General features: G+C 60.4%; 15 protein-coding genes and 2 pseudogenes. 14 read left to right on the forward strand and 3 right to left on the reverse strand.

Annotated features, from left to right (window positions below; genetic code table 11):
* Positions 1-5 precede the first annotated feature (5 nt).
* Positions 6-749 carry an ABC transporter permease gene (locus PYH37_RS19360; protein ID WP_280733051.1) on the forward strand — a complete coding sequence of 248 codons (744 nt, stop codon included), beginning with the start codon at positions 6-8 and terminating at the stop codon, positions 747-749.
* On the forward strand, positions 721-1,455 hold the full coding sequence (locus tag PYH37_RS19365) for an ABC transporter ATP-binding protein (RefSeq protein ID WP_280736101.1): 735 nt from the start codon (positions 721-723) through the stop codon (positions 1,453-1,455). The genes PYH37_RS19360 and PYH37_RS19365 overlap by 29 nt, the downstream gene beginning before the upstream one ends.
* A gap of 149 nt (positions 1,456-1,604) precedes the next feature.
* Here PYH37_RS19365 and PYH37_RS19370 read toward each other — a convergent pair whose 3' ends face one another.
* The gene (locus tag PYH37_RS19370; RefSeq protein ID WP_280736102.1) at positions 1,605-1,904 is read right to left on the reverse strand and encodes a hypothetical protein; all 300 of its coding nucleotides are present in this window, start codon (positions 1,902-1,904) and stop codon (positions 1,605-1,607) included.
* Positions 1,905-2,412: 508 nt separating this feature from the next.
* On the opposite strand from PYH37_RS19370, the gene PYH37_RS19375 reads away from it, so the two are divergent.
* The 7 genes from PYH37_RS19375 (at position 2,413) to PYH37_RS19405 (ending at position 8,822) form a co-directional block, all read left to right on the forward strand.
* Positions 2,413-4,284, forward strand: a complete 1,872-nt coding sequence (locus tag PYH37_RS19375; RefSeq protein ID WP_280736103.1) for a methanol/ethanol family PQQ-dependent dehydrogenase — start codon at positions 2,413-2,415, stop codon at positions 4,282-4,284.
* A gap of 153 nt (positions 4,285-4,437) precedes the next feature.
* On the forward strand, positions 4,438-4,959 hold the full coding sequence (locus PYH37_RS19380) for a c-type cytochrome, methanol metabolism-related (protein WP_280733052.1): 522 nt from the start codon (positions 4,438-4,440) through the stop codon (positions 4,957-4,959).
* 1 nt (position 4,960) lies between these two features.
* On the forward strand, positions 4,961-5,824 hold the full coding sequence (locus tag PYH37_RS19385) for a substrate-binding domain-containing protein (RefSeq protein ID WP_280733053.1): 864 nt from the start codon (positions 4,961-4,963) through the stop codon (positions 5,822-5,824).
* 104 nt (positions 5,825-5,928) lie between these two features.
* Positions 5,929-7,056 (forward strand): S-(hydroxymethyl)glutathione dehydrogenase/class III alcohol dehydrogenase, encoded by a 1,128-nt coding sequence (locus tag PYH37_RS19390; RefSeq protein ID WP_280733054.1) that lies wholly within the window; start codon positions 5,929-5,931, stop codon positions 7,054-7,056.
* 69 nt (positions 7,057-7,125) lie between these two features.
* Complete coding sequence (gene gfa, locus PYH37_RS19395; protein ID WP_280733055.1) at positions 7,126-7,701, forward strand: S-(hydroxymethyl)glutathione synthase; 576 nt, start codon at positions 7,126-7,128, stop codon at positions 7,699-7,701.
* A gap of 252 nt (positions 7,702-7,953) precedes the next feature.
* Positions 7,954-8,355 carry a hypothetical protein gene (locus tag PYH37_RS19400; protein WP_280733056.1) on the forward strand — a complete coding sequence of 134 codons (402 nt, stop codon included), beginning with the start codon at positions 7,954-7,956 and terminating at the stop codon, positions 8,353-8,355.
* Positions 8,356-8,633: 278 nt separating this feature from the next.
* Positions 8,634-8,822, forward strand: coding sequence for a hypothetical protein (locus tag PYH37_RS19405; RefSeq protein WP_280733057.1), 189 nt, complete (start codon positions 8,634-8,636; stop codon positions 8,820-8,822).
* Between the two features lie 368 nt (positions 8,823-9,190).
* Here the strand turns inward: PYH37_RS19405 and PYH37_RS19410 are convergent, their stop codons facing one another.
* Positions 9,191-9,565 carry a VOC family protein gene (locus PYH37_RS19410; RefSeq protein WP_280733058.1) on the reverse strand — a complete coding sequence of 125 codons (375 nt, stop codon included), beginning with the start codon at positions 9,563-9,565 and terminating at the stop codon, positions 9,191-9,193.
* 381 nt (positions 9,566-9,946) lie between these two features.
* Between PYH37_RS19410 and PYH37_RS19415 the strand changes: the two are divergent.
* The 3 genes and pseudogenes from PYH37_RS19415 to PYH37_RS19425 all read left to right on the forward strand — a co-directional run bounded on the left by PYH37_RS19415 (position 9,947) and on the right by PYH37_RS19425 (position 11,133).
* Positions 9,947-10,247 (forward strand): annotated as a pseudogene (locus PYH37_RS19415) (type II toxin-antitoxin system RelB/DinJ family antitoxin).
* Positions 10,244-10,532, forward strand: a pseudogene (locus PYH37_RS19420) (type II toxin-antitoxin system RelE/ParE family toxin). Before PYH37_RS19415 ends, PYH37_RS19420 begins: the two co-directional pseudogenes overlap by 4 nt.
* Before the next feature lie 34 nt (positions 10,533-10,566).
* Entirely contained in the window at positions 10,567-11,133 is a 567-nt protein-coding gene (locus PYH37_RS19425; protein WP_280733059.1) for a hypothetical protein, read from the forward strand.
* Positions 11,134-11,421: 288 nt separating this feature from the next.
* Here PYH37_RS19425 and soxR read toward each other — a convergent pair whose 3' ends face one another.
* Positions 11,422-11,856: a redox-sensitive transcriptional activator SoxR gene (gene soxR / locus PYH37_RS19435; protein WP_280733060.1), complete on the reverse strand. Its 435-nt coding sequence runs from the start codon at positions 11,854-11,856 to the stop codon at positions 11,422-11,424.
* Between the two features lie 87 nt (positions 11,857-11,943).
* On the opposite strand from soxR, the gene PYH37_RS19440 reads away from it, so the two are divergent.
* Both PYH37_RS19440 and PYH37_RS19445 read left to right on the forward strand, forming a co-directional pair.
* On the forward strand, positions 11,944-12,666 hold the full coding sequence (locus tag PYH37_RS19440) for an SDR family NAD(P)-dependent oxidoreductase (protein WP_280733061.1): 723 nt from the start codon (positions 11,944-11,946) through the stop codon (positions 12,664-12,666).
* On the forward strand, positions 12,663-13,823 hold the full coding sequence (locus tag PYH37_RS19445) for an S-adenosylmethionine:tRNA ribosyltransferase-isomerase (protein WP_280733062.1): 1,161 nt from the start codon (positions 12,663-12,665) through the stop codon (positions 13,821-13,823). Before PYH37_RS19440 ends, PYH37_RS19445 begins: the two co-directional genes overlap by 4 nt.
* Positions 13,824-13,976: the final 153 nt, after the last annotated feature.

The following is a 13,976-nucleotide window of genomic DNA, read 5'->3' on the forward strand; positions in this document are numbered from 1 at the left end:
TCGCGTTGCCTGCGGCGACGGCCTTGGCATCGCTGCTCGGACTGTGCTTGCTCTGGAGCCTCGCGGCCGGAATCTGGCCGAGTCGCGCGTTTCCGCCCCCGCTCGAGGTCTGGCGGGTGCTTCTCAAGGAAGCGGCGAGCGGCGACCTTGGCTATCATCTGGCAATGACGCTCTCGCGGGTCGCGGCCGCCTATGTCGTCGCGATGATCGTCGGCTCGGTCATCGGTGTCCTGCTCGGCATGCACCGACGGGCGGATTCCTTTTTCAATCCGTGGCTTGTCCTCTTTCTCAACCTCCCGGCGCTGGTCGTTATCGTCCTCGCCTACATTTGGTTCGGCCTGACGGAGGCTGCCGCGATCGGCGCCGTTGCGATCAACAAGATACCCAATGTCGTCGTCACCATGCGCGAGGGTGCGCGCGCGCTCGACTCCCGTTTTGCGGAAATGGCCACCGTCTACCGGCTGGGACCGATCGACCGTATCCGCCATATCCTGATGCCTCAGTTGCAGCCCTATTTCGCGGCCGCCTCGCGCTCCGGCATTGCGCTGATCTGGAAGATCGTGCTCGTCGTCGAGCTGCTCGGCCGCTCCAGCGGTGTCGGCTTCCAGATCTATCTCTACTTCCAGATATTCGATGTTGCCGCCATTCTTGCCTATACGCTGGCCTTCGTGGCCATCATGCTGTTGATCGAACTCCTTCTGGTGCAGCCACTTGAACGACATGCAACCCGCTGGCGCCGCCCCGCTTAAAGTCGACATTACCGACAAGACGTTCCGATCGGCTAAGGGGGTTACGATTGCCGCATTGCGCGGACTTTCCTTCGAGGTCAGGCACGGCGAATTTGCCTGCCTGCTGGGTCCCTCCGGCTGCGGCAAGACCACGACCTTGCGAATCCTGCTGGGTCTCGATCGGCAGTTTTCGGGCAGTTATCAGTTGCCCGAAGGCGGCTCCAACCGCATCGCTGCGGTCTTCCAGGAGCCGGTGCTTCTCCCCTGGCGAACAGTGGAGCAGAACGTCCGACTTGCGCTGTCTCGGAGCCTCAGGGATAAAGACCTGGACTGGCTGTTCGACATTCTAGGTCTTTCCGCAGTGCGCTCGCTCTACCCTTCGGAGCTTTCGCTGGGGCTTGCGCGCCGCGCCGCCCTTGCGCGGGCCTTTGCCACGGAACCCGCCATTCTTTTTCTGGACGAGCCTTTCACCTCGCTCGACGAACGGACCGCCGACAGCTTGCGCCGTCTTCTGATGACGGTTTGGGCGGCCAGGCCTACCACCGTGCTAATGGTGACCCACAATTTGCGCGAGGCCCTTCTGCTTGCCGATCGTATCATCGTGCTATCACCGCGTCCGGCGCAGGTGCTTGGCATCTTCGACGTGCGTCTCTCACGCCATTTGCGCGACACGCCAGCGCTCGACGAGCTCGTTTTGGCCTTTCACGAACGATTTCCGTTGGTGTGATCGCCAACGGCGGGACGGCGGGTACAAAACTGGCTTTTCTTTGAATCGGAACATGCAGCAATTCAAAGTCCTTCAGCGACACTTGTCTTATCAGACGGGGACGCGCTGTCGGCGATCGGGGCGCGCGGATCTTGATTTGAATTCGAGGGTCAGAAGCAGCGGACCTCTGCTTCAGCCTGCGCTCGTCTCAGGTCGGCGTCGGCGGATTTCGCCGGAGCACTCTGACGAAACAGAGCCCCTCTTTCGCCTGTTTGAAGTCCTAAGCTCCTGAATGTCTCGGCCGCCTCGTAGCGCTCGTAGGGCATGATCGAAGCTATGACGTCGATAGAGCAAGAACAGCTCTCGAGTGCGGTCCGTGTTTCGCCATTGGCTTTCATGCAGCCGTACACATAGTCCACGACTGCAACTGTCGGATAGCCTCCGGCCGCCGACGCTGTGACAGCACACATAAGCGCAGCGAGAAAGGCTATCGCGCCCAAAGTTCGAGTGGTCACCGTGAAATCTCCGGTGGGCATGGATATAGACAGAAGCCAAGTTAATCCTATTGATACTCTATATTACTGCAGTATGTCCGGAAACGGTTAAATTAAATACTCCGAAGAATTAGTAATATCTATATTGCGAAGCAGCATTTTCGTTTCGCGCCGCACAAGTATCGTCAGATTTAATCTTGTGTTATTTGGGCTAATGGCCTATTCTCCATCGGTTTTCGGCTTCAAGGCTTGTCTCTTGGGAGCGGCGCAAGTGTCGCAGGTCAAGAGGACGGGCAATGACGGTGCCCTCTGCCCTTCCAAACGAACTGTGACACGCTGACGGAAGCGCATGTCCAGGACAAGCATGACATCGCTTGAGCTGGCCTTTGTGATACCCCGAGGATTTATGATGACGAGCCTCGGGTGAATATCACCATCGGGAGGATTTCACATGCGCATGCTCGAAAAATTCGCATATCTGTCAATGACCGCCGCTGGATTTCTGACAGCGGCTATTGCCGGAAATGCATTGGCCAACGACGAACTGATGGCCCTGGCGGCCGACGCGAAGAACTGGGCGATGCCCACGGGCGATTACGCCAACACCCGCTATTCGAAACTGAACCAGATCAACAAGGACAATGTTAAGGACCTGCAGGTCAAGTGGACGTTCTCCACGGGCGTATTGCGCGGCCATGAAGGTGGTCCACTCGTGATTGGCGACGTTATGTACGTGCATACGCCATTCCCGAACATCGTCTATGCGCTTGATCTCAAGAACGAAGGCAAGATCCTCTGGAAATACGAACCAAAGCAGGATCCGAACGTCATTGCGATCATGTGCTGTGACACCGTCAACCGCGGCGTGGCCTATGGTGACGGCAAGATCATCCTGGCCCAGGCTGATACGATGGTCACCGCGCTCGATGCCAAGACCGGCAAGGTCGCTTGGCAAGTCCAAAATGGTGAGAAAACCGACGGGGGCATGGCCGAGTCCAGCACGTCCGCGCCCATGGTGGTCAAGGACAAGGTCATCATTGGCATATCCGGTGCCGAGTACGGTGTCCGCGGTCACCTCACGGCCTACAATCTGAGTGATGGCAAGCGAGCCTGGCGGGCATATTCGACGGGTCCTGATTCAGAAACGCTGATCGACCCGGAGAAGACAACGCACCTCGGCAAGCCGGTGGGCAAGGACTCGGGGATGAACACCTGGGAAGGCGAGCAATGGAAGACCGGTGGCGGAACGACGTGGGGGTGGTACGCCTATGATCCGGAACTGAACCTGATCTACTATGGTACCGGCAACCCTTCGACCTGGAACCCCAACCAGAGACCCGGCGACAACCGTTGGTCTATGACGATCTTCGCGCGCGACGCCGAAACGGGTATGGCCAAGTGGGCCTATCAGATGACGCCTCACGACGAATGGGACTATGACGGCGTCAACGAAATGATCCTTGTCGATGACATGGAGATCAACGGTCAGCCGAGGGACGTGCTCGTGCATTTTGACCGCAACGGCTTCGGCTACACGCTCGACCGTGCAACGGGTGAGCTTCTTGTTGCCAAGAAGTATGATCCGACGGTCAACTGGGCGACCGAGGTCGTGATGGACCCCAACAGCGAGCAGTATGGGCGTCCGCAGGTCGTAGACAAATACTCCACTGAACATAACGGCGAGGACGTCAACACCACCGGTATCTGCCCGGCAGCGCTCGGAACGAAGGACCAGCAACCGGCGACCTATTCGCCGAAGACGAAACTGTTCTACGTGCCGACCAACCATGTCTGCATGGACTACGAGCCGTACAGAATAAGCTACACGGCCGGCCAGGGCTATGTGGGCGCGACCGTGAACATGTATCCCACCCCGAACAGCCACGGCGGCATGGGTAATTTCATTGCCTGGGACGCGGCCAAGGGTGAGATCGTCTGGTCGAAGCCGGAGCGGTTCTCGGTGTGGTCAGGTGCGCTCGCAACTGATGGCGACGTCATCTTCTACGGCACGCTTGAAGGCTACATCAAGGCGGTGGATACGCAGGGAAACGAACTGTACAAGTTTAAGACTCCCTCCGGCATCATCGGCAACATCAACACCTTCGAACACGGCGGCAAGCAGTACGTTGCGGTTCTGTCGGGTGTTGGCGGCTGGGCAGGCATTGGACTCGCCGGCGGTCTTCTTGGAGTTGAGGGTGCAGCAGCCTGGCAGGAGGCGATGGCCGGTGAGAGAGTTCCGACCGAGGAAAGCGAAGTCGTCGCCACGGCAGGTTTGGGTGCGGTAGGTGGCTACGCCGCATTGGCCGAATATACCACGCTGGGCGGACAACTGACGGTATTCGGCCTTCCGGATTAATGACGGGGTGGTCCGCTACCGCCGAAGCGAGAGCCCGAACCAACTTCAGCGGCAACGCTACCGGGCTCTCGACTGCGTCAGATAAGAGAATCTCGAACCCGTCTGCCAAACTCGGAAAGAGTAGAGCATGGCGGCCGGAGAAAGAGGTTATGAATGTCACCAGGCTTCATCATCTCGGCGCTTGCCACAGTTCTTATTGCCTGTGCGAGCAGCGGTGCCCGGGCTGAAGACAACAAGGAAAAGGCGGCCAGCGTTAAGGAGGAAGACGGGAAGCATTTCGACGCCGAGGGTAATCCCACCTTCAAGATCGAAAACGGCACCGTCGATTGGTACACGTTCAGCGGATATCGCCGCTATCATGCCGATTGCCATGTCTGCCACGGACCTGATGGCGTCGGATCCTCCTATGCTCCGGCCCTCACCACATCGATGAAGAACATAGATTACGGGACATTCCTTGCGATCGTAGCCGAAGGACGCAAGAGTACCATCGGCGGCAAGGAAGCCGTCATGCCGGCGTTCGGCGATAATAAGAATGTCTACTGCTACCTCGATGACCTCTATATTTACCTGCGCGCCCGCGCCGTCGACGCTGCGCCCCGAGGTCGTCCGCCCAAGAAGGCGGACAAGCCCGAAGCGGCGACGGCCAACGAAGCGTCCTGCATGGGTGGATGATATGGCACACGGCGTCCAGTGGACTTGCAGGACAGCCCTCGTCTCCATGGCCATGGCCGCGCTGATGCCGCTCCAAGTTCATTCGCAGAGCGCCGGGCTCGGTGCTGCTGGCGAACTGGTTGACACGGATACGCTCCGGGTCTGCGCCGACCCGTCCAACATGCCCTTCTCCGATAAGAGCGGGGAGGGATTCGAGAACAAGCTCGCCGAGATGGTCGCGGCCGGGACAGGAAGGAGCTCTGTTGCCTATACGTGGTTTCCCTCGATCCCTGGCTTTGTGCGCAATACACTGGGCGCCAACCGCTGCGACATCATCATGGGTTATGCGCAAGGCGACGAACTCGTCCAGAATACCAACGCTTATTATCGCTCCTCCTATGTGCTGCTTTACAAGAAGGATGGCGATCTTGCCGGCGTGAAAACGCTGACCGATCCGAAGCTCGTCGATAAGAGGATCGGCGTGGTCCATGGAACGTCACCCTCCGCGAACATGGCGGCAGCGAAACTGATGCGCAAAGCGAAGATCTATCCTCTCGTCGTCGACACGCGCGTAGCGCCGTCGATGGCTGAGGTGATGATCCGGGACATGACGGCGGGCGTAATTGACGCCGCAGTGATCTGGGGGCCGATGGCCGGTTACTATGCCAGCAAGTCGGCGGTCGAGCTCGCGGTCGTGCCCTTGACCAGAGAGAAGGGCGGTTCGCGCATGACCTATCGGATCACAATGGGTGTGCGGCCGTCCGACCAGGAGTGGAAACGGACACTTAATACCTTCATCAGGGACAATCAGACGGACATCAACGAGCTCTTGCTCTCGTACGGTGTCCCGCTTCTCAATGAGCAGGACGAGATGATCACGGAGTGACGTTCGAGTACGGCAGGTCATCTGTATCCGGTGGCCGCCGCTGTTCGAGTTCTTCCGAATGAACCAGTCCCGGGTGGAGATGATGTTCAAGGGAGGATGGAGACATGGACGTACGCGCTGCCGTTGCCAGCGAGGCCGGCAAACCTCTGGAAGTAAAGACGGTGCAACTCGAAGGGCCGAAGGCCGGCGAGGTGCTCGTCGAAGTGAAGGCGACCGGCATCTGCCACACCGACGACTTCACCCTCTCCGGCGCCGATCCGGAAGGGCTGTTCCCGGCGATCCTCGGCCATGAGGGCGCCGGCATCGTCGTCGATGTCGGCCCCGGCGTCACCTCGGTGAAGAAGGGCGACCACGTCATTCCGCTCTATACGCCGGAATGCCGCGCCTGCCCCTCCTGCCTGTCGCGCAAGACCAATCTCTGCACCGCCATCCGCGCCACGCAAGGCCAAGGCCTGATGCCGGACGGCACCTCGCGCTTCTCGATCAACGGCGACAAGCTGCACCATTACATGGGCTGCTCGACCTTTTCGAACTTCACCGTGCTGCCGGAGATCGCCGTCGCCAAGGTCAACCCGGACGCCCCCTTCGACAAGATCTGCTATATCGGCTGCGGCGTTACCACCGGCATCGGCGCCGTGATCAACACGGCCAAGGTGGAGATCGGTTCGACGGCGATCGTCTTCGGTTTGGGCGGCATCGGCCTCAACGTCATCCAGGGCTTGAGGCTTGCCGGCGCCGACATGATCATCGGCGTCGACATCAACAACGGCAAGAAGGAATGGGGCGAGAAGTTCGGCATGACCCACTTCGTCAACCCGAAGGAGGTCGGCGACGACATCGTTCCCTATCTCGTCAACCTGACGAAGCGCGGCGCTGACCAGATCGGCGGCGCCGATTACACCTTCGACTGCACCGGCAACACCAAAGTGATGCGCCAGGCGCTCGAGGCCTCGCATCGCGGCTGGGGCAAGTCGGTGATCATCGGCGTCGCCGGCGCCGGCCAGGAGATATCGACGCGGCCGTTCCAGCTGGTCACCGGCCGCACCTGGATGGGCACCGCCTTTGGCGGCGCGCGCGGCCGCACCGACGTGCCGAAGATCGTCGACTGGTACATGGAGGGCAAGATCGAGATCGATCCGATGATCACCCACACCTTGGCGCTCGACGACATCAACAGGGGCTTCGAGCTGATGCATTCCGGCGAAAGCATCAGGAGCGTCGTGATCTACTGAGCGTAACCGCCGGGAAACAGAACAAGCCGAAGCGTCGCGACGGCTTCGGCACAACAGGGAGGATACGCAATGGAAAGTTCAATTCGCATTCATCCGGCTGTTGATAGTGGCGTGAAATCGGGGAGCCCTGACTTTCAGGGGGGCACGCTTGTTTGTGCCTGCACGGACAGGCCGGTCAAGGTTAGGATCGAGGGACAGATTGCCCACAACCACGCCTGCGGCTGCACCAAGTGCTGGAAGCCCAGCGGCGCCACATTCTCCATTGTCGCGGTTGTCCCGCATGACAAAGTGACCGTGCTCGAGAACGGCGACAAGCTGCAAGTGGTCGATCCCTCGGCACTCATCCAGCGGCACGCCTGCAGGGAGTGCGGCGTACATATGTATGGGCCGGTGGAGCGAGAGCATGCCTTCCAGGGACTTGACTTCATTCATCCCGAGCGCTTCCAGGAGTCCGGCTGGGCTCCACCCGGCTTTGCGGCCTTCGTGTCTTCCATTATTGAATCGGGCGTCGACCCCAGTCGCATGGATGACATCCGGGCCCGTTTGAGGGAACTCGGGTTGGAGCCCTATGACTGCCTGTCGCCAGCCCTGATGGACTATATCGCCACCTGGGTTGCGAAGAATTCGGGAGCACTTCCCAGCTAATCATGCAGACGGAGTCGATGCAGCCCTGTCGGCGTGCTGGTCAAGCCGCTGACAGGGTGTTTGTGCCAGGCACTTTGTATGGAAGCACCGGCTATCTGCGAGCCTGGCCGCATGAAGTGACAATAGAGCTTAATCGCGAGCTGAATTTAAAAGAGAATGAGGCATCTGCATGGAACTCATCGGGTAGAGCTTGGTTTGCCCCACAAAGTGCAATGGATGCATTGCGTCCCTAAACAGCGAGTGAAGAGCAAAATGTTGATACGTCTCATAGCAGCTACCGCCCTTCCCCTTCTGCTGGCTGCGCCGGCATTCGCGGACTGCAGGCAAGAACTCGAGAAACTCGGGCAAGCTATCGTTGCCGCGGAAACGGGCGCAAGCGGCAGCGGGTCCGGAGCGCCAGTTACGGAGCACCAGGAAGAAGTCATGCCCGGCAAACAGAAGAAGGGCGTTGGAACGGAAATAACAGGATCAACCGGTACCCAGACCGAGGCGATTTCGCCTCATCAGGAGCAGGTAACCGGGACACGGACCGGTGAAAGTGCCGACAAGCCAACCCAGCTCATAGCGGAGGCTCGCAAAATGGCCGATGCCGGTGATGAGCAGGGCTGCATGAGGAAGCTGGCGGAAATCAAAGACCTGATCGGAGCAAAGTGAGGACCTCGTCTAAACAATGACGGGTTGATGGCTTTCCGACCGTGTGGCAGCCAAGTTGAAGGACGCCTCGGCAGCCGGTCGTCAGTTGGATGTGATGCATCTCCTGAGGAAGTTCTCGCCCCTTCTCGACAAAGAGGAATTGAAGGGCCGGGATGTTGCCAAACAGCTGAACGAGATCGGTAAACTGGTGGCATCCATCACCCAGGCTTTTGCAGAGGGGTCCGGCGCCACAGTGAGGGACGTGCTGGAGACTGTGCACTCGTCTGGGCTCTACACACTTGATACCCGATACCCGGCCGGCCGCATATGTTGAGCCGGCGCCGGTCGTCGCTGCGGAAGAATTGGCCGAGGAAGTGAAGGTTGATGTCGGCGAAGAGGATAACGGAGAGGAACTCTCCAAGGAGATCGCGGCCATCGATCGCTTCTTGTCATATCCTGTGCGCCAGAGTCTCCCTTACGAGATCTGAGCGAAGGGTTAGGCCGCATTCTCGCACGATGCGACTGAAGTCACGCCGGTAGGTGAAGAAGTTCTCTACCACCTACATCACCTGACCGCATTCGACCGGCTCGGCGAGTTCCTCTGCCATCTCGCGAACCACAGCCGAAGACCCGAGTTCTCCCCCCCCTCGACGCGCCCGCCGGGGAAAGATCAGAAGGCGGCACCTCTCCAGCCGGTGCAAGAGGACTTGGCTCCCGTTCGGAACGATCGCCGCTGCCCGCAGATTTGAACCGCCGGGAATCTGGACCGAAGGAGATCATGCGGCCTAACGTTTGACATGAGGGGCGGCCGCAAGTGGGCGAAGCCCCGCTTGTGGACGTCCCCTCGATGGAAGGGTTAGGCCTCAGGTTCGTGGCAAACCGCTTCGATGTTGTGCCCGTCAGGACCAATGACGAAAGCTGCATAGTAGTTCGCGTGGTAGTGCGGGCGCAGACCAGGCGCACCATTGTCTTTTCCACCCGCCTCCAGAGCCGCGCGATAGAAAGCTTCGACTTGCTGGCGATTCTCGGCCGTGAACGCCAAGTGAAGATGCGCCGGCTTCTCCTCGGTTTGGTACAGGCACAGTGAAGCCTTACCCTTTGGGCTAAGCTCGACACCGTACGTCGGCGGCCCCTCCGAGACAACGGCTACGCCGAGCGGTTCGAGTGCCTTGAGGAAGAACGCTTTGCTCGCTGCATAGTCACTGACTCCGAATTTGACGTGGTCAAACATGAGTTCTCCTGAAGTGTGTGGGCCTGCGCGAGGCCTAATGTGCTTTGTAGGCATGGGCAAGCGGATGTGCCTAGAACTAGCGGGGCGCCGGGAGCGAAAGTCCGGTCCTCGCCAGCGTGACTGTCTGCTATGGGTCACGACTTTCCCCTGACCTGCCTAAAGGGAAGGTCCGCAAGGGGTCGAGGGCAGCCGTTCTTCACGAGCCTCTTGCGCGGCTCATCGCTAGGTTGTTCCCGTTCTGTAAAAAGGTTGCATAATGTATCGTCGGGAACTCCGCTTGATCGACGCGATGAATGCGAGCTTTTCGGATGAGACTCGGAGTGGTTCTGGATTTTGTCATGCAGGTGCATTACACTGACATCAGTGAAGGGAGACTCGCATATGGTTTCAAATGCCCTGGTTCAGACTCGGATTGATGCTGACGTCAAAGAGCGCGCCACGGCGGTTCTAGAAAACATGGGTCTGACGGTCTCGGATGCCGTTCGAATCCTATTAACCCGGACGGCGAACGAAGGCGCCCTGCCGGTGGAACTTGTCAGCCACAGCGAGGCCTATGACGCCTGGTTCCGCGCCAAGGTGTTGCAGGCGCTTGAGGACACCCGACGTCGATGATGCCGACGCCGATGCGCGCTTTCGCGAGCGTCGGGCGGCCTTGCGCAAGGCCGTGGCGGGTGACCGATGAGGCTTGTCCGGGCGCAATATGCCCTGGACGATCGCGACACCGTCTTCAGTCACATTGAAAGAGAGAATCCGAAGGCGGCGGTTCACGTCGACGAGGAGATCGTCCGCGCAGCGCGTCGCCTTCGTGACTTCCCGAAAGTGGTCGGCCTGGCCGAATTGCCGGAACTCGCGAGCTCGTCATCCGGCGCCTTACATTGCTGCCTATGTGGTGATGGCGGATAGGATTCGTATTCTGCGCGTGTTGCATGGGGCCCAGATGTGGCCCGACGAGCTTGACGACGAGTAGAATCGGCCGCCGCATTCACTGGGGGACAGCTCTGATGGTAAGTGACGCCGAGGATGATGGCACGCGCGACGACGATCTCGTCTGGCGATGGCACGACAATCTTATCTACGGGATACGGTTCGATATTGGCGATCCCGAAAAGCAGGATTGGCGCAGCGATCTGGTGCTCGACATCGACTTCATCGTCGAGTGGCTCTGTGAAGGTTCTGAGGAGGCTCGCTTCCGCGTAGCGCCCGCAACGCTGACGTTTCACGACGTCGCTGATCTGCAGCTTTCCATAGATCACGGCGACAGCGAGGGGCAAACCGTGATGAGTGAGCTGTCTATCGACCGGGTCACTCGGGAGCGTTTGGTGCGACCATTTAAGTTTTGGCGGTGGACGATCTGCTTGAACTCGCCTCCGGCCGGCAGGATCGCGTTCTCTGCCAGCGGGTACTCCCAAATGCTGCGGGCCGATCCCCGGCTAGTAAGCGAGCAACGTCTGCCGCGCGGCGAGCGCTCTTGGGGCCGTAAGCTGCTATCAAGTCCCCGCGATGAGACCTTTGCAATCTTTTGGTCGACCCATGCCGAAAGATCGTTTCAAAGCTGCCGAATCAGCTGAACGTGGCGCGCAATGGCGATAATCTCCTGATGGGAGATGGGCGTGACACGGTGGGGTAACTCCGCCAGCTACCGCTATTCGAGAGGGCTGATCCGGCTGGGCCAGCTGGATGCAGGCATCGAGCCCTTGCTCACAAGTGGCGAATTTCCGCTTCACATCGAGTGTCTCTCCTGACATTCGACCGAAGCGAACGAAACAATGCTTGCTACCGTCATCCATCGTCCGGGCGACGTGCGATAAGAACAGGTCGAAGCCCCAAGATCGTCAACCCTGTCGCCGGAGGCCGATTCACCCCAGCCAATATCTTGGCCCCGACCCCTTGCGTCCTGCCACATCGGCAGGGTTCGCCAGGCTACACCGGTCGATCGACAGGCAGCCGCAACCGATGCACTCGGTAAGCCCGGACCGCAGGCGCTGCAACTCGGCGATGCGCTCGTCGATGCGCTGCGCCCACTCTTCCGACAACCGCGACCAATCCCGACGCGACGGCACGCGATCGGCCGGCAACTTGGCGAGCTCGGCGCCGATCTCCTCAAGCGTCAGCCCAATGCGCTGCGCAAAGACGATGAAGGCGATCCGGCGCAGCACCGACCGGTGATAGCGCCTATGTCCCGACCCGGCCCGCTCGGACGCGATCAGCCCGCGCTCCTCGTAGAAACGCAGGGCCGATGAGGCGACGCCGCTGCGCCGAGACACGTCGGTGATGGTGAGCATCGGATCCATGCATTGACGAAAGCACGATTCCTGCTTGACTTCAAGTTAACTTGAACTTGTAGCAACGACTCCGTACGGATTGAAGGAGCACCGACAATGCAAACGAATATCGATCTTCAGGGGCTTCGCGTGGCGGTCACGGGCGGCACGTCCGGCCTCGGACTGGCGCTGGTGCGACAGCTTACCGCAAAAGGTGCGTGCGTCGCCTTCGTCGCCCGAACCGCCACGAATGTCGAACGCATCGCTGACGAGACGGGCGCGCACGGCATTGTCGCCGACGTCGGCAAGAAGGAGGACATCTACCCGATCGCGTTGCAGGTCACGGCAAGCCTCGGCGGGCTCGACGTCCTGATCAACAATGCGTCGAGCCTTGGTCCTGTCCCTCTGGCGCTTCTTGCCGATACCGAGTGCGAGGACCTGGAAGGGGCGCTTGCGGTCAACCTCCTCGGCGCGTTCCGGCTGACGAAAGCCCTGTTCGGTGCGCTTGCCGCGTCCGCACGCGAGGGCCGTGACGCCTTGGTGATCAACATCTCCAGCGACGCGGCGGTGAACGCCTATCCCGACTGGGGCGCCTATGGTGCGAGCAAAGCCGCTCTTGCCCATCTGACGGCGATTTGGAACGAGGAGGCGAAAGCCGACGGCATAAGGCTCCTCGCGCTCGATCCTGGCGATATGGACACCCCGTTGCACGCGCTGGCGCTCCCGAACGCCGATCCGTCCACCTTGAAGGCCCCCGAGCTGGCCGCTGCCGAGATCATCGAAAAGATGCTCGATGCATTGCCGGTTCGCGCTCAGCCTACCGCCGGGGCACATGCATGATTGTCGCTGACCGCCCCGATCGGCACTCAGCCAGGCTGTTCGTCGTCGAGACGGACGGCACGATGCGCGACCTGCCGCGCACCGGGCTCGCGACGCTATTCGATCCTGGCGATCTGGTCGTCGCCAATGACGCCGCGACCTTGCCAGCCAGCCTGCACGGCACGCATCTCCCCAGCGACGAGGCGATCGAGATTCGCCTCGTGGGCTGGCTGTCACTTTCCGATCCAGCCCGCTTCGTGGCGATTGCCTTCGGCTCGGGCGATCACCGCACGCGGACGGAAGACCGGCTGCCTCCGCCTGCGCTGTCACCAGGCGACCGGCTCCGGCTCGGCCCGCTCGAAGCGGTCGTAGAGCGCCTTCTCGACCATCCTCGCCTTCTTGAACTGCGCTTCCTAAGCAACCGCGCAGCGGTGCTTGCAGGACTGGCGCGGTGCGGTCGGCCGATCCAATACGCGCATGTTCCCGAACCGTTGGCACTGTGGGATGTTTGGACGAAGATTGCCGCCGGGCCGGTTGCGTTCGAGGCGCCATCGGCAGGCTTCGCACTCGACTGGCGCACGCTCCAAGCCTGGCGTCCGCGCGCCGTCGGTTTCACAACACTCACGCATGCCGCGGGCGTTTCTTCCACCGGCGATCCAGCGCTCGACTTGCGGCTTCCCTTCGACGAGCCGTATCGCATCCCTGAGCATACCGCAGCGCAGGTCGCGCGGGCGAAGCTCCGTGGCAGCCGCATCATCGCGATCGGCACGAGCGTCGTGCGCGCGCTTGAGTCAGCCGCCAATCCCGATGGCAGTGTACGTGCCGGAAATGGCATTGCGACGGGGCGCATCGCGCGGGGCATGCCGGTTCGCGTGGCCGATGCGATTCTCACAGGCATCCACCAGCCCGGCGAAAGCCATTTCGAGCTCCTGCGCGCCTTTGCCGACGATGCTCTCCTCGCCAGGGCCTCTGCAACCCTCACCGCGCACCGCTACCGCGCGCATGAATTCGGCGATTCCATGCTGCTCAATCGCCAACCGCTGCTTCTTTCGGCGCGAACCGAACCGGGCCGAGGTGATCGAGACGAAGCCTTTACTCGAGGATCGAGGCGTCGCTATGCTGACGGCAAGATCGACGGTGTTCCCGGCACTCGGCGCGCGACGGAAGTGAAAATCTAGCCGATTTCTTCGCCAATTCGGGGCAGCTGCTACATTCATCCGATTTTAATTTGAGTGGCCGCCGGTGCGAGTCCTCTCAAGGCGACGGATGCACAGTCGACTCCCGAGGGCGGCGGTCGCATCGGCCATCCATCGATCGTCTCAGGTGGGTGG

It is taken from the genome of Sinorhizobium numidicum, from assembly GCF_029892045.1.
In the GTDB taxonomy this organism is placed as follows: domain Bacteria; phylum Pseudomonadota; class Alphaproteobacteria; order Rhizobiales; family Rhizobiaceae; genus Sinorhizobium; species Sinorhizobium numidicum.

Coding starts and splice junctions, on each gene's coding strand:
- PYH37_RS19365 (WP_280736101.1), top strand. CDS start 721: ATGCAACCCGCTGGCGCCGCCCCGCTTAAAGTCGACATTACCGACAAG.
- PYH37_RS19370 (WP_280736102.1), bottom strand. CDS start 1,904: ATGTGTGCTGTCACAGCGTCGGCGGCCGGAGGCTATCCGACAGTTGCA.
- PYH37_RS19375 (WP_280736103.1), top strand. CDS start 2,413: ATGACCGCCGCTGGATTTCTGACAGCGGCTATTGCCGGAAATGCATTG.
- PYH37_RS19380 (WP_280733052.1), top strand. CDS start 4,438: ATGTCACCAGGCTTCATCATCTCGGCGCTTGCCACAGTTCTTATTGCC.
- PYH37_RS19385 (WP_280733053.1), top strand. CDS start 4,961: ATGGCACACGGCGTCCAGTGGACTTGCAGGACAGCCCTCGTCTCCATG.
- PYH37_RS19390 (WP_280733054.1), top strand. CDS start 5,929: ATGGACGTACGCGCTGCCGTTGCCAGCGAGGCCGGCAAACCTCTGGAA.
- gfa (WP_280733055.1), top strand. CDS start 7,126: ATGGAAAGTTCAATTCGCATTCATCCGGCTGTTGATAGTGGCGTGAAA.
- PYH37_RS19400 (WP_280733056.1), top strand. CDS start 7,954: ATGTTGATACGTCTCATAGCAGCTACCGCCCTTCCCCTTCTGCTGGCT.
- PYH37_RS19410 (WP_280733058.1), bottom strand. CDS start 9,565: ATGTTTGACCACGTCAAATTCGGAGTCAGTGACTATGCAGCGAGCAAA.
- PYH37_RS19425 (WP_280733059.1), top strand. CDS start 10,567: ATGGTAAGTGACGCCGAGGATGATGGCACGCGCGACGACGATCTCGTC.
- soxR (WP_280733060.1), bottom strand. CDS start 11,856: ATGGATCCGATGCTCACCATCACCGACGTGTCTCGGCGCAGCGGCGTC.
- PYH37_RS19440 (WP_280733061.1), top strand. CDS start 11,944: ATGCAAACGAATATCGATCTTCAGGGGCTTCGCGTGGCGGTCACGGGC.
- PYH37_RS19445 (WP_280733062.1), top strand. CDS start 12,663: ATGATTGTCGCTGACCGCCCCGATCGGCACTCAGCCAGGCTGTTCGTC.